Genomic DNA, 17,685 nt, shown 5'->3' with positions numbered 1-17,685 from the left:
ATTACCGTTACTGCCCGAATTTAATGATGATACAAATAAAGCCATACGACGACACTACAAAGAAACGGATTTTGCGTGGCATGTTTTTAGATTATTTATAAGCGGAAACCTTATTAATTCATTATAAAAACGTGTGTTATGGCAATCAGAGACAGATCAATCGGCGGACAAGGTGCCCTGGAGCAGGGTGGTCCTAATCTTGGTAACGACTACAGCCGCGACATCAGTCGCGAGCGGGCGGATAAAACCACTTCTAAAATAGTGGTGCCCAATAAGGAAAAAGAAAACCAGGCGAAGAAGAAAACGACTAAACCGGGAACAAAGAAGTAAACATTTGGTAGTTTGATAAAGTGTTAAATTGAAGAAAGGGCAGATAAGTTATCTGCCCTTTCTTATTGCCTTTCCGGTAAGCCCGGGGCAATGGTTCCACACTAGTCCTGTTTGCGCCCCGGCTTTTCGCTGCGATGCTCTTTTTTGTTGTGCGTGAGGTCGTCGCCTTTAAAATTCTGCTCCTCGTTCTTGCGGCTGTCGAGGTTGTCCCTTATCTCGGGGCGTTGCTGCTTGCCGGTCCCTTTGCTGGACGGGATGTTTTGTTGATTATTCGTTTTCATATGTATGTTTTTTTATGGATTAGTCGTCAAAACCGTGCCACACGAGCGTAGAACACTCTGCTGTAGCCGGTTAGCATAATACGTTGTGAAAGAAGCGCGGCATCTTGTACATTTGGGGACGCGATTTACGGGTCGTTTATTAGCCGACAACGAGATATGAAGCAACAAAAAGCCAGGATTTTTGCGATTGGAGATGTTCACGGAGCGCTGATCGCGCTGCAACAACTGATAGCCAGGATAGCACCGTTACCACAGGACCGGTTGATTTTTCTTGGTGATTATGTAGACGGATGGTCACAATCCGCCGCCGTAATCGATTACCTGATGGAGCTGGACCAGCAATACGACTGTGTTTTCATGAAAGGCAACCACGACGCCTGGTGCGAAGAATGGCTGAACGGCCATACGCCGGACAGCATTTGGGTATACCAGGGTGGCCATGTAACGTTAGACAGCTACGCCAACGTATCAGAAGAGCGGAAGTCTGTACACCGTGGCTTTTTTAACCGCATGCGTAATTTTTATGAGGATGAAGACGGCCGCCTGTTCGTTCATGCCGGTTTCACTTCCCTGCGTGGCCCGCACGCAGAGCGCGCCGCCTCCAACTTCTGCTGGGACCGCACCCTGTGGGAACTGGCGCTGGCGACGAGCCCGCGGTTACGTAAAACCTCCATCCTGTATCCGAAAAGACTGCTGCTTTACAAGGAAATATTTATCGGACATACGCCCACGATCAACTACGGCTCTGAAATGCCCATGAAAGGCTGCAATGTGTGGAATGTAGACACTGGCGCAGCGTTTAAAGGCAAAATATCGGCCTTGGAAGTGCAAACTAAAAAAGTAATACAAAGCGATTACGTATACGAGTTGTACCCGGGCGAAAAGGGGCGTAATCCGTAAGACATTTTACTTAATTTCACCAACTTACTACTAGCATAATGATGAAGGCATTTTCTTACCTGCTGCTCGGCGGCAGTTTATTAACAGGCAGCGTTGCCATGGCACAGCCGAAACCTATACACCTTTTTAACGGCAAAGACCTGAACGACTGGAACGTGAAGATTACCGGCCACAACCTGGACGACAACTTTGCCAATACGTTTCGCGTAGAAAACGGGGCGCTGAAAGTGTCGTATGACGGGTATACGAAGTTCGACGAGCAATACGGCCACATCTTCCACAAACAGAAGTTTTCCGCTTACCTGCTGGTAATGGAGTACCGCTTCACCGGGGAGCAGGTGGCTGCCGGCCCGGGTTGGGCCTGGCGCAACAGCGGCGCGATGATTCACTCGCAGCCTGCCAACACCATGGGCAAAGACCAGGATTTCCCGATTTCCATAGAGGTGCAGTTGTTGGGCGGTAACGGCAAAGAAGAACGTACCACTGCTAACGTTTGTACACCCGGCACGAACATCGTACTGAGGGGCGAACGCGATCGCTCGCATTGCATCAATTCCAAATCCAAAACATACGCCGGTGACCAGTGGGTACGCTGCGAAGTGTTGGTACTCGGCGATTCCCTGATACAACATATCGTAGAAGGTGACACCGTGCTCAGTTACGTGAAACCACAGATCGGCGACGGCAACGTAAGCAATTACGATCCCGCGCAGAAGCAGGATGGCAAAGCACTTACAGAAGGTTACATCGCCTTGCAGAGCGAGAGTCACCCGGTGGAATACCGTAAAGTGGATGTGTATGATTTATCGTCTTACATGGGGAATGAGAAGAAGCTGGCAAAACAGCTGAAGAAGTTAAAGAAAAAGAAGAAGTAGATAGTAGTACAGCCGCCGAAGTGAGTGACACAACGGCGGCTGACTAATGATTTAAAGCAGACCTAAATAGTTTTCCTCGTTACGCCCCAGGGCTACGAAGCCCGCCAGTATTAACACCACTACGTTCACTATCGCCTCTTTACCTTCTTTGTAACGTAAATGATGAATGGCCGCAAATACCATAGCCCCGGCCACCGCCAGCGCCGACAGTGGCGTGAGGTGCGGTTGTACGCCCGTTAAGTGGGGGAGAATAAAACCGAGTCCGGCCAATATTTCGAGAATGCCGATACCTTTTACCACGGCGGCGGGAAACCTGCCTGTCCAGGGAACTTGCGCGGCCAGTTTAATCTTTTGTTCGATGAGTTTGCGTACGCCCGCCAGGATAAAGGAAATACCTAAAATTGCTTGTACGATCCATAATGCAGTGTTCATGCAGTGTGCAGGGATTTGTTGGTGGAATTGTTTTGATTGAAGGCTCTCAGAGGGAAACAATACTGAATGCAGCTAGGCCGATGTGTTCATTGTTGCGGTTAAAACTTACGATAGCGCTAAGATAGGATTTCATTTGAAAATGGAAAATTTTTTCCGGACATGCTCCGCTGATCAAAAAAATGTGTGCAGAAGCGAATATAATGGATATTTTAAGGGCTCATATTCATCAAACTACTCGTAATGAACAAAGCTTTCACGTTATCGCTGGTAGCGATCGCCATGCATTGCGGTGTTGCTTTTGCACAGCAGCCCGCCTGGAAGATCGTACCCGGTAAAATTTCGACTACTTTTAGTGAGCAGGTAGATCCCGCTGCCCCTTTGCCGGAGTATCCACGGCCACATTTCGTTCGCAACAACTGGAAAAATCTGAATGGTTTATGGGATTACGCTATCACCGCCCGCAGTAACGCTGCACCGGCCAGCTACGAAGGCAAGATCCTCGTGCCATATGCTGTGGAATCTGCCTTATCGGGTGTAGGCCGTACCGTGGGTAAAGACAGCCTGTTGTGGTACCGTACTACTGTTACCGTGCCGGCAGCCATGAAAGGCAAACGCGTGCTGTTACATTTTGGCGCCGTAGACTGGCAAACAGAAGTATTTGTGAACGGTAAATCGGCCGGTACCCACGAGGGCGGCTTCGATCCGTTTAATTTCGACATCACCGCCTTATTGAAAAAAAGCGGTGCCCAGGAAGTGACCGTTAAAGTGTGGGACCCCACCGACGAAGGTACGCAGCCACGTGGTAAACAGGTACGGAAGCCCAACGGGATCTGGTATACACCGGTGACGGGCATCTGGCAAACGGTATGGCTCGAGGCCGTACCGCAAACCTACCTGAGCGCGAGCAAACAAACGCCCAACATCGACGCACAAACACTGACCGTTAGTTCGTTCGTTACAGGTGCAAAAGCCGGCGACAAAGTGCGGGTGAGCGCTTTTAACGGCAACGAAAAAGTGGCTGAACAGGAAGTGGATGCTAATGGCACCGCCGTACTGAAGATCGCTAACCCGAAACTCTGGTCGCCTTCCACACCTTTCCTGTACGACCTGAAATTTGCGCTCGTACGTAACGGCAAAGTGGCCGACGAAGCACAGAGCTACTTTGCGATGCGTAAATCTTCATTGGGAAAGGATGATAAAGGCATTCAGCGTATGTTGCTGAACAACCAGTTCGTATTCCAATATGGTCCGCTCGACCAGGGATGGTGGCCCGACGGTTTATATACCGCACCTACAGACGCCGCACTGAAATACGACGTGGAAAAGACCAAAGAAATGGGCTTTAACATGATCCGCAAACACATTAAAGTCGAACCGGCCCGCTGGTACTATCATTGCGATAAACTCGGCATTCTCGTTTGGCAGGATATGCCGAGCGGCGACCTCGGTAACGGCTGGGAACCACGCCCTGCGATTATCGGCCGTGGCACCGAACAAAAGCGCGATGCCGCTTCGGAAGGTTACTACCGGAAAGAGTGGGAAATCATCATGAATACCCTGCACAACTTCCCGTCTATCGTAAGCTGGGTACCGTTTAACGAGGCCTGGGGACAGTTCAAAACTGTAGAAATAACAGAATGGACCATGAAGAAAGACCCATCGCGCCTGGTGAACAGCGCGAGCGGCGGCAACTTCTTCAACACCGGTCACATCATCGACCTGCACAACTATCCCGAACCCGCCATGCCCGATCCGGCCATCTATGGCGCTACGCGCGCTATCGTGCTCGGTGAATTTGGTGGTTTAGGTTTGCCTGTAGACGGCCACGTTTGGCAGCAGAAAGACAACTGGGGCTACCAGAGCTTTAAAACACCTGAAGACCTGCTGAAACGTTACTCAGCGTTCATGACCCGCATGGAGTCGCTGATTAAAGATGGTTTGTCCGCCGCCGTATACACGCAAACCACCGACGTGGAAGTGGAGACGAACGGCCTGATGACCTACGATCGTAAAGTAATGAAGAACCCGGAGGCGAAGTTATTCCAGCTGCATAGTAAGCTGTATAATCCTTCGCTGGTGGTGATTAAGTAAAAGTTCTTTTTTTGTTGAGGAGAGGTCGGCTACTTGAGAGCCGGCCTTTTTTTATGATGCGCATCGCGGAGTTACAACGACGGCCGCATCGTCAAATAAAACGGCACCTCTATCTGCGCCTTAGTTCCTTCCAATACCATCTTCGCCGCCAGCTCGCCCATCAGTCTGAAGTCAGTAGATATCGTGGTAAGCCCGTTCAGGATCAGCTTTTTAAGCGGGGTTTCGTTGTAAGATATAATGCCCACATCTTTCCCGATCGATAAATTAAGGTCGATTACTTTCTCTATCAGTACCACCAGGTCATTTTCTCTCAGGTTAATGTATACATCACCCCGGGAAATGAGTTCGTCCTCCACTTCACTCACAATCTTAAAGTTGAACGCGTAGTTCTGGCAGAACTGGGAAAAGCCCAGGCGGATCTCCTCCGGGTAATAGGTGTTCTCCGGGAAGATAATCTTGATGGTCTGGTATTTCTGTAACTTATCCTTCGCTTGTTCCAGTGCGGCGTAAATATCCTCCTGGAAGTTTTCGTACACACCACCGTACTCGCCGGTCACGCCTTTCAGTCGTTTGTCGAGCAGGATGAGTTTTTCCTTGGGTACGCTGTTGATGATCTCGTCCACATTATCCCAACGCTCGCGGAAGTGGGGGAGGATGACCACGTGGGTGTAATCAGACAGCTTCTGCGATAATAGTTTCTTAAAAAGGGCCAGGTCACTGTTGTAAATATAGAAATCGATACCCGCATGCTCGCCGAGTGTACTGGCAAAGGAATCGTAAATGATCTTTTTGTGTTCGCTGAGTTTGTTGAACAGCAATAGTATCTTATACTGCTGGCCGTGGCTGACGTTCTGCACATAATATCCCTTGCCCGGTACGGAACCGAGAATGCCCAGCCCCTTCAGGTATTTATAGGCCTTTTCGGCCGTATCGCGCGAAATCTCGAAAACGTAACTCACTTCGTTGATGGAAGGTAATACATCGTCCTGCTGCACCTTTTTGTCGGCTATGGCCTTGATAATGGCGTTGGCCAGCTGGTAGTACTTGGGCGTGGCCGAGAAGTCGTCGATCGATAAATATTTAAATATGGGATGTTGCTTCATCATTTTCAGTCGCTTAGCCGTTAGTACAATGATACTAAAATAATTGTAAAATATCCCCCACCCGGGGCATGACAGTCCATGACGGTTGAAAAACACTGTTTTTATACTTTTAGAAAAATTACTAACTCACTAGCCACAAAACTTCCACGACTGATGCAAGCCATTTTAGGTATTTTATTTCACTTCATAGGCGGGTTCGCCTCCGGTAGTTTCTATATTCCCTATAAAAAAGTAAAAGGCTGGAGCTGGGAAAGTTATTGGATCATTGGTGGCATGTTTTCCTGGCTGATCGTACCGCCACTGGCTGCCTACTTAACAATCCCAAACTTTGCCGACATCATCCGCGCTACCGACTTTTCCGTACTGAAATGGACTTACATCATGGGGGTGCTTTGGGGAATTGGTGGTTTAACGTATGGGTTGGGGGTACGCTACTTAGGTGTTTCGCTCGGCAGTTCCATCATCCTGGGATTGTGTTCGGTATTCGGGGCGCTTATTCCTTCGATTTATTATGATATCGTGGCCACGGAAGGGAAGGATACGATCACGCACCTGGTGAGCAATGCCTGGGGCCAGTGTGTACTGCTCGGACTACTGGTATGTGTAATCGGCATCATCATCTGCGGTAAAGCAGGTGCCATGAAGGATAAGGACCTGGCAAAGGGAACGGCAGTAAGCCAGGAGTTTAAGATCGGCCTGGGTTTAACTGTGGCGATCATCTCCGGTGTGCTGAGTGCCTGTTTCAGCTTCGGCATCGAGGCGGGTTCGCCGATGGGTATTGTAGCGAACGATATGTGGAAGGCGCAGCACCCGGGTGAAGGTGAATTCCTCTACCGCAACAACGTGATTTATGTCGTGCTGCTATGGGGTGGGCTTACAACCAACCTTATATGGTGTATGATCCTGAATGCACGTAATAAAACCTTCGGTGATTATACGAATACGAAGACGCCGCTGGCAAAGAACTACCTGTTCTCCGCGCTGGCCGGCACTACCTGGTTCCTGCAATTCTTTTTCTATGGCATGGGCGAAAGCCGGCTGGGTAACGGTGCCAGCTCCTGGATATTACACATGGCCTTTATCATTCTTATCGCCAACGCATGGGGCCTGGCGCTCAACGAATGGAAAGGCGTGAGTAAGAAAACTAAAACCACCATCATCGTTGGTATTCTCGTAATACTCGCCTCCGTACTCATCGTAGGCTACGGTAACTACCTGAAACCAACTGCAATTAGTCATTAACGAATTTAAATAGTAGAAAATGTCTCTTACACAAACTTTCAAACATGTGAGCTATCTGTGGGATGAAGCCACTGCGGCTTCAATGGCAGGCGACGAGGTCGCGTTGCTGATCTATCGCTCTAACCTGCTGGGTGCCGATCTTCGTCTCACGAATTATGGTGGTGGTAACACTTCCTGCAAAGCCTTTGCTAAAGATCCGCTTACCGGTGAAAGCACGGAAGTAATGTGGGTAAAAGGCTCCGGCGGCGACCTGGGTACGCTGAAACGCAGCGGACTGGCAGCGCTGTACGTTGACCGCCTGCGTAGCTTGAAAAATGTATACCGCGGTGTAGAGCATGAGGATGAAATGGTGGAACTATTTAACCATTGCATTTACGACCTCAGCTCAAAGGCACCGTCTATCGACACGCCCCTGCACGGATTTCTTCCCTTCAAACATATCGACCACCTGCACCCGGATGCAGCCATTGCCATTGCCGCCGCAAAAGACGGTAAAAAGATCACCCAGGAGCTGTTCAGCGGCACCATCGGTTGGGTGGAATGGCAGCGCCCCGGCTTCGACCTGGGACTGAAGCTGAAGCAGTGCCTGGACGAAAATCCTGGTATCCGTGGTATCATGCTCGGCTCTCACGGCCTGTTCACCTGGGGTGATACGGCTTATGAAAGTTACATGAACACGCTCGAAGTAATCGAACGTTGTGCCGAATACCTCGAAGCTAACATCGGTAAAAAAGCCCCTGTATTTGGTGGCGCTAAAATACAGTCGCTCCCTAAAGAAGCAAGGCTCGCACAGGCTGCGGCGCTGGCACCGGTGCTGCGTGGCTACTGTTCTTCCCAAACGAAGATGGTGGGTCACTTTACAGACGACGATCGTGTACTGGAGTTCATCAACGCTAAGGATCTCGACCGCCTGGCACCACTGGGTACCAGCTGTCCCGACCACTTCCTGCGTACGAAAATCAGTCCGTTGGTACTGAACCTGGAAGCGGGTGAAGACCTGGGCAACGTGGCTGCGATAAAAGAAAAGATCGCGCCGCTGTTCGATGCATATCGCAACATGTACACCGATTACTACAACGCTTGCAAACACCCGAACAGTCCGGCTGTGCGTGATGCAAACCCGGTGGTGATCCTGTACCCGGGTGTGGGTATGTTTACGTTCGCGAAAGACAAACAAACGGCGCGTGTAGCGGCGGAGTTCTATATCAACGCCATCAACGTAATGAAGGGTGCGGAAGCTATTTCTTCTTACACCTCGCTGCCTCGCCAGGAAGCTTTTAATATCGAGTACTGGCTGCTCGAAGAAGCCAAGCTGCAACGTATGCCGAAGCCTAAGGCTTTGTCGGGACGTATTGCTTTGGTGACGGGTAGCGCAGGTGGCATCGGTAAAGCAATCGCTAAGAAGTTTGCAGAAGAAGGCGCCGTGGTAGTGATCAACGATAACGACGCACAACGCCTCGAATCTGCCAAAGCAGATTTTGATAAAGCATTCGGGAAAGACGTGTATGCCGCAGCAGTGCTGGACGTAACATCTGCCCAAACAATTAAAAAAGCATTCGACGTAGCTGCTCTCTCTTTTGGTGGCGTAGATATCGTCGTGAACTGCGCGGGTCTGTCCATTTCTAAACCTATCGAAGAACATACCGAGCAGGATTGGGACATCCTGTATGATGTGCTGGTAAAAGGCCAGTTCCTCGTAACCCAAGGTGGTGTGGAAGTAATGCGTAAGCAGGGCACCGGTGGCGACGTACTCAACATTGTGAGCAAGAACGCACTGGTATCCGGTCCGAACAACGCCGGTTACGGTTCTGCGAAGGCTGCACAGCTGCACCTCAGCCGCCTGAACGCCGCGGAACTAGGCAAAGATCACATTCGTGTGAACACGGTGAACCCGGATGCCGTTATCTCTGACAGTAAGATCTGGGCAGGTGCCTGGGCCGAAGGTCGCGCGAAGGCTTATGGTGTGAAGGTGGAAGAGCTGCCTGCATTCTACGCCAAACGTACTTTGCTCAATGAGATCATCCTGCCGGAAGACATTGCCAACGCATGTTTCGTATTCGTAGGCGGTATGCTCAACAAGGCAACCGGTAACGTACTGAACATCGACGGCGGTGTAGCGATGGCTTTCGTTAGATAATTTTAATCATTCCCGTTATGGAACGCGTATCCAACAAAATGAAACTCAAAGAGGGGATGGCGGAGGAGTATAAAAGACGCCACGATGAGCTTTGGCCCGAATTACAAGGGTTGCTCAAAGCCAGTGGAATTAGCGACTACGCCATCTTCCTCGACGAGGAAACCCATATACTGTTTGCTACCTTAAAGGTGGAAAACAAAGCTGCGCTGGACAAACTGCCCGCAGAAGCGGTGATGCAACGCTGGTGGAAGTACATGAGTGACATCATGGACACTAACCCGGATAATTCTCCCGTATCAATTCCATTAAAAGAAGTATTTTATCTCCCGTAAATTTTGCGTTATGGAAATAGAAAAGTATAAGATAGAAGAGCACAACCAGGCTGCTTCGGCTGCGCACAAACGCGCTTTCGATTACATCAGCGGCGAGGTAAAGAACGCCCAGGCGATCATAGATAAACTGGCAGCGTTCCAGGTGGCGATTCCCAGCTGGGCATTAGGTACCGGTGGTACGCGCTTTGGCCGGTTCCCCGGTGGTGGCGAGCCACGCAGTCTCGAAGAAAAGATAGAAGATATCGGCCTGCTGCACAAACTGAACCAGAGCAGCGGCGCTATTTCCCTTCACATTCCGTGGGATATTCCAAAAAACGCATCTCACATCAAAGCACTGGCTGCCCAACATGGCATCCGCTTCGATGCGATGAACTCGAATACGTTCCAGGACCAGCCCGACCAGCAGCATAGCTACAAGTTCGGCTCCCTGCAGCATGTAAAGAAAGAGGTACGCCAGCAAGCGATTGACCATAACATTGAAGTGATCAACTATGGCCGTGAACTCGGGTCTGATTCACTCACCGTTTGGTTGTCGGACGGCTCCTGCTTTCCGGGACAACTGAATTTCCGCCAGGCTTTCCAGCACACGCTGAGCGGCCTGCAGGAGATTTATGCCGCCCTGCCATCGGACTGGAAAATGTTCGTGGAATACAAAGCATTTGAACCGAACTTTTATTCCACTACCGTCGGCGATTGGGGCCAGTCCTTGCTGTACGCCAGCAAACTGGGTCCTAAAGCGTATACCCTCGTAGACCTCGGTCACCACCATCCGAACGTGAACATCGAACAAATTGTGTCGCTGTTGCTGATGGAAGGTAAACTCGGTGGCTTCCACTTTAACGATTCCAAGTATGGTGATGACGACCTGACCGTAGGCGCCATTAAACCTTACCAGTTGTTCCTCATCTTCAACGAACTCGTGGAAGGTATGGATGCCCGTGGTATGGACCATGCCACTGGTTTAGGCTGGATGATCGACGCATCTCACAATGTGAAAGATCCGTTGGAAGATTTATTGCAGTCTGTGGAAGCGATCATGATCTCTTATGCGCAGGCCCTGATGGTCGACCGTAAAAAACTCCAGGAAGCCCAGGAGAGCAATGATGTAGCCGCCGCCCAGGAAGTGCTGCAACAGGCTTTCCGTACAGATGTGCGTGCATTGGTGGCAGAGGCCCGTTTGCGTGCAGGCGGTGCGTTAAATCCGCTCGGCGTGTACAGGGCTGAAAAAGTGAGAGAACACCTCATCAAAGAGAGGGGCTTGAAAACGGTAGCTACAGGCTTGTAGCCGCGCAAAGCGATAGTAAGGAATGACCAGAAACCCGGTTATAGCAATATTTGATGTTGGCAAAACCAACAAAAAACTGTTTCTGTTTGATGAGCAGTATAAGATCGTGTTTGAACGTACCGCCAGGTTTACCGAAACCACGGACGAAGACGGCGATCCCTGCGAAAACCTGGAGAGCTTACGTCTTTCTGTGTTCGACTCGCTCAGGGAAGTGTTTAAACGAAAAGATATAGAGGTGAAGGCGATCAACTTCTCTACCTATGGCGCCAGCCTGGTGTACATTGATGAAGACGGCCGCCCGCTCACACCGCTGTATAACTATCTCAAAACCTATCCCGGACCGCTGAAACAGCAGTTCTATCAAAAGTATGGGGGAGAAGCCGCCTTTTCCGCCCAAACGGCATCGCCCGTGCTTGGCAGCCTGAACTCCGGCATGCAATTGTACCGCCTCAAACACGAGCGCCCGGAACTTTGCAAAGACGTGAAGTACGCGCTGCACCTGCCACAGTACATGAGCTACCTGCTCGCTGGCGTGCCCTGCTCGGACATTACCAGCATCGGCTGCCATACCAACCTGTGGGACTTTCAACAGAATGATTACCATCCCTGGGTGAAGCAAGAGGGCTTGCTCGATAAAATGGCGCCCCTCGTCGCCTCGAACGAAGTGATGCCCGCGGTATTCCCGGGCAATAACTATTCGATCGGCACGGGGCTGCACGACAGCTCGGCAGCACTCATCCCTTACCTGGTGAACTTCCACGAGCCGTTCGTGCTCATCTCCACTGGTACCTGGTGCATCAGTATGAATCCGTTTAACCATACGCCGCTCACGGAAGCCGAACTGGCGCAGGACTGCCTGTGTTATATGACCTTCCAGCGCAAACCGGTAAAGGCCTCCAGGCTGTTTGCAGGTTATGAGCACGAGCTGCAGGTAAAACGGATTGCCGAACACTTTAACCAGAACACGATGCGCTATCGTTCCGTCGATTTCGATGCAGGCATCATCGCCACGCTTCGTCACCGCAAACCGGTAGCTAAAGGCACAGGCATTACTGCTTTCGGCAACCGCGATCTGGCGACGTTTAGTACGGACGTGGAGGCTTATCACCAGCTGATGCTCGATATCGCCGATGAACAATACAAATCCACCCAGTTGGTGCTGAAAGGCACCCGGGTGAAACGTATTTTCGTGGACGGTGGCTTTAGTAAGAACGTGATTTACATGAACTTACTGGCAGCCATGTTCCCCGAAACGGAAGTATTCGCCGCCTCCATGGCACAGGCAACCGCGATGGGCGCCGCCCTGGCCGTTCACAGCTCCTGGAACCGGAAGGCACTGCCCAACGACCTCATCGAGCTCAAGTATTATGCGCTCGCGCACAACGCTGCGATCTAGGTACGGGACCGTCACGGAACCGTCACCCAACCATCACTGAACCATCCGATCCGGTTTCGGGCAATGGCAGTTCGCTGGTGGATGCCCTCGCGCACAACGCTGCGATCTGGGTACGGGACCGTCACGGAACCGTCACCCAACCATCACCCAACCATCACTGAACCATCCGATCCGGTTTTAAAGCATAGCCGTTCGCCTCGCAGGCGGGCGGCTTTTTTGTTCGTTTTACCAGAGAAAGGTCGTAATATTACAAAATATCATAAACCTTAACTGTGTCGATGAAAGCCCAGCACATGGTAAAGCTTAGCCTCATAAGCTGCCTTTCTTTCCCCCTTACCGCCCTGGCACAACAGCCAAAGTTCGCCGCGACCACGGTATTACAGCAATCGTTCGTCACGCCGCCCGATAGCGTGCGGCCCAGCGTGTACTGGTATTGGATGAACGACAATGTATCGGCGGCCGGGGTTAAAAAGGACCTGGACGCGATGGCGGAGGTAGGCATCGGGCGTGCTTTTATCGGCAACATCGGTATGAGTGAAAAAGAAATCCCGTACGGTAAGGCCAAATTGTTCTCGGACGAATGGTACAACGTGACGCAAACGGCCATCAAACACGCCGGCCGCCTGGGCATTGACATCGGCCTGTTTAACAGTCCGGGTTGGAGCCAGAGCGGGGGCCCCTGGATAAAACCCGGGCAATCGATGCGTTACCTGGCGCACAGCGAGCTGCGGGTAAAGGGCGGGGGTAAGATTTCCCAAACGATCCCAGCCCCCGGAGAACACTTCCAGGATGTCGTAACGCTCGCATTCCCGGTGCCGGTCGGCGACCAGGACGATATAGCGGCACATGGGGCCAAACTTAGTTCCAATGCCAGCGTAAAGAATATACAGGGTTTGATGGATGGCAATACAGAGGACGGGGTAGATATTGAGGTGGTGTATACAAACAACCCGGTCATCTTTGACATTGATGTAGACAAAGCGTTTACGGCCCGCAGCCTGGTGATGTACCCGGCTAGACGTCCGGCCCGGGCAGAAGTGATCTTACAAGTGCAGCGCGGCAAGGAGTATGATAGCATTACCAGTTTCACGTTCGATCGTACCAACCCGGCCCGCAACGTGGGCTTTAAGCCGTATGCACCGGTGAGCATCGCTTTTCCGGCGGTGGCAGGTAAACGGTTCCGGCTGGTGTTGAAGAACTCGGGCAGCACGGCGTTTGCGGAGTTTAAACTGCTGGCGGCGCCGCGTATTGAATGGTTCGAGGACAAGCAGCTGTCTAAAATGTTCCAGACGCCGCTGCCTTTGTGGAAGGAGTACCAGTGGCCACAACAGGCCGAGCCGGAAGACAGCGCGCTGGTCATTACGCCGGGAAAAGTAAGAAACATATCTGCCTATGTCGATAACAAGGGCCAGTTAAACTGGGATGCACCGGCAGGTCAGTGGCTCGTCGTACGATACGGCATGCTCCCCACGAACGTTACTAATGCACCGGCCACACCCGAGGGACAAGGCCTTGAAGTGGACAAGATCAATCGCGTGCCCGTTCAGCAACACTACGACGCATTTATCGGCGACATCCGCAAACGCATACCGGCAGCCGATCGAAAGGCGCTGAAGTGGGTGGTGGCAGACAGCTATGAAACCGGCTCCCAGAACTGGACGGATGATATGGCGAAAGCTTTTAAGCTGCAGTACGGCTATGATCCTGTGCCCTGGCTGCCCGTCCTCACCGGCCGCATCGTCAATTCTGCCGACCAGAGCAACCGTTTTCTCTGGGACCTCCGCCGGCTGGTGGCTGATCGCGTGGCGACCGAGTATGTAGGCGGACTGCGTCAGCAAAGTAATAAGGACGGCCTCAAAGTATGGCTGGAGAACTACGGTCACTGGGGCTTTCCTTCAGAGTTCCTGAAGTATGGCAGCCTGGCGGACGAGATCGGGGGTGAGTTCTGGAACGAGGGAGAGCTGGGCAATATCGAATGTAAGGCGGCGTCGTCCTCCGCACATACTTATGGCAAAAACAAAGTGTCCGCAGAGTCGTTCACGTCGGCCGGCGACACTTACGGACGGTACCCCGCGTTGCTGAAGAAGCGCGGCGACTGGTCATTTACAGAAGGGATCAACAACACGCTGTTACACGTATTCATATCTCAGCCGGAGGATGATCGTAAGCCGGGCATCAATGCCTGGTTCGGCACCGAGTTTAATCGGAACAATACCTGGTTTACACAGGGCAAGGCGTTCATCGATTATATCCGCAGGTGTAATTACCTGTTGCAGCAAGGCCGCCCGGTGAATGACATTGCTTATTTTATCGGGGAAGATGCGCCTAAGATGACGGGCGTTCGTATGCCCGAGCTGCCGGCAGGCTACGGGTACGACTATATTAATGCGGATGTAATATTGAATCGCCTCAGCGTAAAAGGCAATCGCCTGGTACTGCCGGAGGGCGTAAGTTACCGCATGCTCGTCCTCCCTGAGCTCACGACTATGCGGCCGGAGTTATTGCAGAAGATAGCAAAGCTGGTAGAGCAGGGAGCCGTGGTATTTGGTCCGGCCCCGAAACGTTCGCCCAGTCTGCAACACTATCCGGTGGCGGACCAGCAGATCGGTAAACTGGCTTATGCCATGTGGGGCAGCGACCGCACGTTGGCCAAACGGAAGTACGGCAACGGCTGGCTGTTGAACAATATGACGATGGAACAGGCGCTGGCGGAAATACAGCTAAAGCCGGATGTATCCCTCAAAAACAAGGATGTATTGTACGCACACCGCAGCACAGTGGAGGGCGATGTATACTTCCTCACGAACCAGACAGACAATAACGTCGCCATCTACCCGGAGTTCCGTGTAAGCGGCCTGCAACCCGAGTGGTGGGATGCGGTAAGTGGCGCCATGCGGGTGTTGCCGGAATATACGTTTAACGGTAAAACCACGCAGGTGCCTATACGACTCGAAGCCTATGAAAGCGGCTTCGTTGTGTTCCGCAAACCCGCATCCGCAGCCAAAGCCGGCGCCCGCAACTTCCCAACGCCGCAGGTAGTGCAGGAGTTACGTAATCCGTGGGAGGTGAAGTTTGAAAGGGAGCGCCGCGGTCCGTCCAAAACGATTGATATGGAACAGCCGGCCGACTGGTCACAACACAGCGATAGCCTGATCAGGCATTACGCCGGCAGCGCGGTTTATACGACCAGCTTCTCCATTGCCGAACTGCCGTTCGGTACCAGCTACATCGACTTAGGAAAAGTAATGGTGATGGCGAAGGTGAAACTGAATGGGGTAGAAGTAGGCACCGTATGGACGCCGCCTTATCGCGTGGATGTAACGGCCGCGTTGAAGAAGGGCAGCAACAAACTGGAGGTAGAAGTCGTGAACACCTGGGTCAACCGCCTGATCGGCGATAGCCGGCTGCCCGAAAAAGACCGCAAAACATGGCTGAACGCGAACCCGTATCAACCCGAAAGTAAGTTACAATCGGCCGGCTTACTCGGCCCCGTAAAGCTGGACGTGGTGCGGTATTAGCCGTTTATCAAATTAAATCGGCATACTGCGCGCTGAAGCGCTATTTTGTATCATGAAGTATACCTTCCTGGTCCTCGTCCTGTTTGCCTTTACGTCAACGCTGACTGCACAACAAGTGTCGCCGCTCACGCGCAGCTACCTCGCTCCTGTAAAGATTTTAAAACAGGAAGGCCGCATCACTAATCCCGAACGTTTATTACTTCCCGGAAACGGTCAGGCCGACTTGTCCGGCAACCCGCTTTGTTTCATGAAGCCGGGTGCTTATATCATGCTGGATTATGGTCGTGAGATACACGGCGGCCTGCAACTCGTCGCCGGCGCTTCTCCGCAGAACCGCCCTGTAAAATTGCGCGTGCGTTTCGGCGAATCTGTATCCGAAGCCATGAGCGAGATCGAACCGAAACAGAACGCCACCAACGACCACGCCATGCGCGACATGATCGTGGAAGTGCCTTCGTACGGTAAGCTCGAAGTTGGCAACACGGGCTTCCGTTTTATACGCATCGATGTGGTGGATGAAAAAGATCAGCTGCCCCTTAAAGAAGCCCGCGCCATCTCCGTATACCGCGACATTCCTTATGTAGGGTCGTTCAGGTGCAGTGACGAAAAACTCAACCGCATCTGGCAGACTGCCGCCTACACCGTGCATCTCAACATGCAGGAATACCTGTGGGACGGCATCAAACGCGATCGTTTAGTATGGCTGGGCGATATGCACCCGGAAGTAGCCACGATCAACGCGGTTTTTGGTGCGCATGAAGTAGTGCCGTTAAGTCTCGATCTCACGCGCGACATCACTCCCTTACCACGTTACATGAACGGCATCAGCGCCTATTCCCTTTGGTGGATCATCATCCAGCGTGACTGGTACCAGTATAGCGGTGATAAGCAATACCTGCAGCAACAACACACTTATCTAAAAGAACTCTTGAAACACCTGCGTACTAAAATAGGTGCCGACAACCAGGAAAAGCTCGACGGTACGCGTTTCCTCGACTGGCCATCCAGCGAAGATCCGCAAGCCGTACACGCCGGTTTACAATCACTGCTCCTCATGAGTATGGATGCCGGCGCGCAGCTGGCAGCAGTATTGAACGATCCGACACTGGCCAGTTTATGCCAGGACGCCGCCGCCCGTCTGCGCAAACACACGCCGGATCATCATCAATCCAAACAGGCCGCAGCGCTGCTCGCCCTGGCTAAACTCGCCCCCGCACAAAAGATGAACACCGAGGTGCTGAGCGTTGGCGGCGTAAAAAACTATTCTACCTTCTACGGTTACTACATGTTACAGGCTAAAGCCCTCGCCGGCGACTACAAGGGCGCGATGAACGACATCCGCACGTACTGGGGTGCCATGCTGGACCTGGGTGCCACCACTTTCTGGGAAGACTTCAACATGGACTGGCTGCCCAATGCTTCCCGCATCGATACGTTCGTGCTGCCCGGGCAAAAGGACATTCACGGTGATTACGGCGCCTACTGCTACAAAGGTTTTCGCCACAGTTTATGCCATGGCTGGGCTTCCGGTCCGGCGCCATGGCTTACAGAACATGTACTTGGCATTACCGTAGCCGCCCCCGGTTGTAAAATCATCAAAATAAAGCCCCATTTAGGCGATTTAAGCTTTGCGGAGGGAACATTCCCTACGCCACACGGCATCGTGCGGGTAAGGCACGAAAGGCTGGCTAACGGCGGCATTAAAACCACGGCGAAGGGCCCGGCCGGCGTTAAGCTGCTCGTGGATTAAAGACGGAATACTT

The 17,685-nt window shown here is 52.0% G+C and carries 14 protein-coding genes; 11 read left to right on the top strand and 3 right to left on the bottom strand.

The window, feature by feature from the left end; genetic code table 11:
- Positions 1 to 138 precede the first annotated feature (138 nt).
- Entirely contained in the window at positions 139 to 330 is a 192-nt protein-coding gene (locus tag MKQ68_RS09525; protein ID WP_264283091.1) for a hypothetical protein, read from the top strand.
- Positions 331 to 431: 101 nt separating this feature from the next.
- Here MKQ68_RS09525 and MKQ68_RS09520 read toward each other — a convergent pair whose 3' ends face one another.
- Positions 432 to 611, bottom strand: a complete 180-nt coding sequence (locus MKQ68_RS09520) for a hypothetical protein (RefSeq protein WP_264283090.1) — start codon at positions 609 to 611, stop codon at positions 432 to 434.
- Positions 612 to 767: 156 nt separating this feature from the next.
- On the opposite strand from MKQ68_RS09520, the gene MKQ68_RS09515 reads away from it, so the two are divergent.
- Together MKQ68_RS09515 and MKQ68_RS09510 are read left to right on the top strand one after the other, a co-directional pair.
- A complete protein-coding gene (locus MKQ68_RS09515) occupies positions 768 to 1,511 on the top strand; it encodes a metallophosphoesterase (RefSeq protein WP_264283089.1) in 744 nt (247 codons plus the stop codon).
- Between the two features lie 38 nt (positions 1,512 to 1,549).
- A complete protein-coding gene (locus MKQ68_RS09510) occupies positions 1,550 to 2,386 on the top strand; it encodes a 3-keto-disaccharide hydrolase (RefSeq protein ID WP_264283088.1) in 837 nt (278 codons plus the stop codon).
- Between the two features lie 51 nt (positions 2,387 to 2,437).
- Here MKQ68_RS09510 and MKQ68_RS09505 read toward each other — a convergent pair whose 3' ends face one another.
- A complete protein-coding gene (locus MKQ68_RS09505) occupies positions 2,438 to 2,818 on the bottom strand; it encodes a DoxX family protein (RefSeq protein ID WP_264283087.1) in 381 nt (126 codons plus the stop codon).
- Positions 2,819 to 3,058: 240 nt separating this feature from the next.
- Here MKQ68_RS09505 and MKQ68_RS09500 point away from each other — a divergent pair, with 240 nt between their 5' ends.
- A complete protein-coding gene (locus MKQ68_RS09500; protein ID WP_264283086.1) occupies positions 3,059 to 4,909 on the top strand; it encodes a glycoside hydrolase family 2 protein in 1,851 nt (616 codons plus the stop codon).
- 71 nt (positions 4,910 to 4,980) lie between these two features.
- Here the strand turns inward: MKQ68_RS09500 and MKQ68_RS09495 are convergent, their stop codons facing one another.
- Complete coding sequence (locus MKQ68_RS09495; RefSeq protein ID WP_264283085.1) at positions 4,981 to 6,015, bottom strand: GntR family transcriptional regulator; 1,035 nt, start codon at positions 6,013 to 6,015, stop codon at positions 4,981 to 4,983.
- Between the two features lie 150 nt (positions 6,016 to 6,165).
- Here MKQ68_RS09495 and rhaT point away from each other — a divergent pair, with 150 nt between their 5' ends.
- The 7 genes from rhaT to MKQ68_RS09460 all read left to right on the top strand — a co-directional run bounded on the left by rhaT (position 6,166) and on the right by MKQ68_RS09460 (position 17,672).
- Positions 6,166 to 7,254 (top strand): L-rhamnose/proton symporter RhaT, encoded by a 1,089-nt coding sequence (rhaT, locus tag MKQ68_RS09490; protein WP_264283084.1) that lies wholly within the window; start codon positions 6,166 to 6,168, stop codon positions 7,252 to 7,254.
- Between the two features lie 19 nt (positions 7,255 to 7,273).
- A complete protein-coding gene (locus MKQ68_RS09485) occupies positions 7,274 to 9,391 on the top strand; it encodes a bifunctional aldolase/short-chain dehydrogenase (protein ID WP_264283083.1) in 2,118 nt (705 codons plus the stop codon).
- Positions 9,392 to 9,408: 17 nt separating this feature from the next.
- Positions 9,409 to 9,723, top strand: a complete 315-nt coding sequence (gene rhaM / locus MKQ68_RS09480) for an L-rhamnose mutarotase (protein ID WP_244843617.1) — start codon at positions 9,409 to 9,411, stop codon at positions 9,721 to 9,723.
- Positions 9,724 to 9,733: 10 nt separating this feature from the next.
- Positions 9,734 to 11,008 carry a sugar isomerase gene (locus tag MKQ68_RS09475; protein ID WP_264283082.1) on the top strand — a complete coding sequence of 425 codons (1,275 nt, stop codon included), beginning with the start codon at positions 9,734 to 9,736 and terminating at the stop codon, positions 11,006 to 11,008.
- 22 nt (positions 11,009 to 11,030) lie between these two features.
- Positions 11,031 to 12,404, top strand: coding sequence for an FGGY-family carbohydrate kinase (locus MKQ68_RS09470; RefSeq protein ID WP_264283081.1), 1,374 nt, complete (start codon positions 11,031 to 11,033; stop codon positions 12,402 to 12,404).
- A gap of 278 nt (positions 12,405 to 12,682) precedes the next feature.
- Positions 12,683 to 15,922 (top strand): glycosyl hydrolase, encoded by a 3,240-nt coding sequence (locus MKQ68_RS09465; RefSeq protein ID WP_264283080.1) that lies wholly within the window; start codon positions 12,683 to 12,685, stop codon positions 15,920 to 15,922.
- A 52-nt stretch (positions 15,923 to 15,974) separates the two neighbouring features.
- The gene (locus tag MKQ68_RS09460) at positions 15,975 to 17,672 is read left to right on the top strand and encodes an alpha-L-rhamnosidase-related protein (RefSeq protein WP_264283079.1); all 1,698 of its coding nucleotides are present in this window, start codon (positions 15,975 to 15,977) and stop codon (positions 17,670 to 17,672) included.
- The last annotated feature ends 13 nt before the right edge of the window (positions 17,673 to 17,685 follow it).

The sequence above is a fragment of the Chitinophaga horti genome, assembly GCF_022867795.2.
In the GTDB taxonomy this organism is placed as follows: domain Bacteria; phylum Bacteroidota; class Bacteroidia; order Chitinophagales; family Chitinophagaceae; genus Chitinophaga; species Chitinophaga horti.
This window is presented reverse-complemented; position numbering and strand designations above follow the sequence as displayed.

Bases quoted from the DNA above. Each gene is read 5' to 3' on its own strand.
- rhaM (WP_244843617.1), top strand. From the start codon at position 9,409: ATGGAACGCGTATCCAACAAAATGAAACTCAAAGAGGGGATGGCGGAG.
- MKQ68_RS09505 (WP_264283087.1), bottom strand. From the start codon at position 2,818: ATGAACACTGCATTATGGATCGTACAAGCAATTTTAGGTATTTCCTTT.
- rhaT (WP_264283084.1), top strand. From the start codon at position 6,166: ATGCAAGCCATTTTAGGTATTTTATTTCACTTCATAGGCGGGTTCGCC.
- MKQ68_RS09460 (WP_264283079.1), top strand. From the start codon at position 15,975: ATGAAGTATACCTTCCTGGTCCTCGTCCTGTTTGCCTTTACGTCAACG.
- MKQ68_RS09475 (WP_264283082.1), top strand. From the start codon at position 9,734: ATGGAAATAGAAAAGTATAAGATAGAAGAGCACAACCAGGCTGCTTCG.
- MKQ68_RS09525 (WP_264283091.1), top strand. From the start codon at position 139: ATGGCAATCAGAGACAGATCAATCGGCGGACAAGGTGCCCTGGAGCAG.
- MKQ68_RS09470 (WP_264283081.1), top strand. From the start codon at position 11,031: ATGACCAGAAACCCGGTTATAGCAATATTTGATGTTGGCAAAACCAAC.
- MKQ68_RS09510 (WP_264283088.1), top strand. From the start codon at position 1,550: ATGATGAAGGCATTTTCTTACCTGCTGCTCGGCGGCAGTTTATTAACA.
- MKQ68_RS09520 (WP_264283090.1), bottom strand. From the start codon at position 611: ATGAAAACGAATAATCAACAAAACATCCCGTCCAGCAAAGGGACCGGC.
- MKQ68_RS09515 (WP_264283089.1), top strand. From the start codon at position 768: ATGAAGCAACAAAAAGCCAGGATTTTTGCGATTGGAGATGTTCACGGA.
- MKQ68_RS09485 (WP_264283083.1), top strand. From the start codon at position 7,274: ATGTCTCTTACACAAACTTTCAAACATGTGAGCTATCTGTGGGATGAA.
- MKQ68_RS09500 (WP_264283086.1), top strand. From the start codon at position 3,059: ATGAACAAAGCTTTCACGTTATCGCTGGTAGCGATCGCCATGCATTGC.
- MKQ68_RS09495 (WP_264283085.1), bottom strand. From the start codon at position 6,015: ATGATGAAGCAACATCCCATATTTAAATATTTATCGATCGACGACTTC.
- MKQ68_RS09465 (WP_264283080.1), top strand. From the start codon at position 12,683: ATGAAAGCCCAGCACATGGTAAAGCTTAGCCTCATAAGCTGCCTTTCT.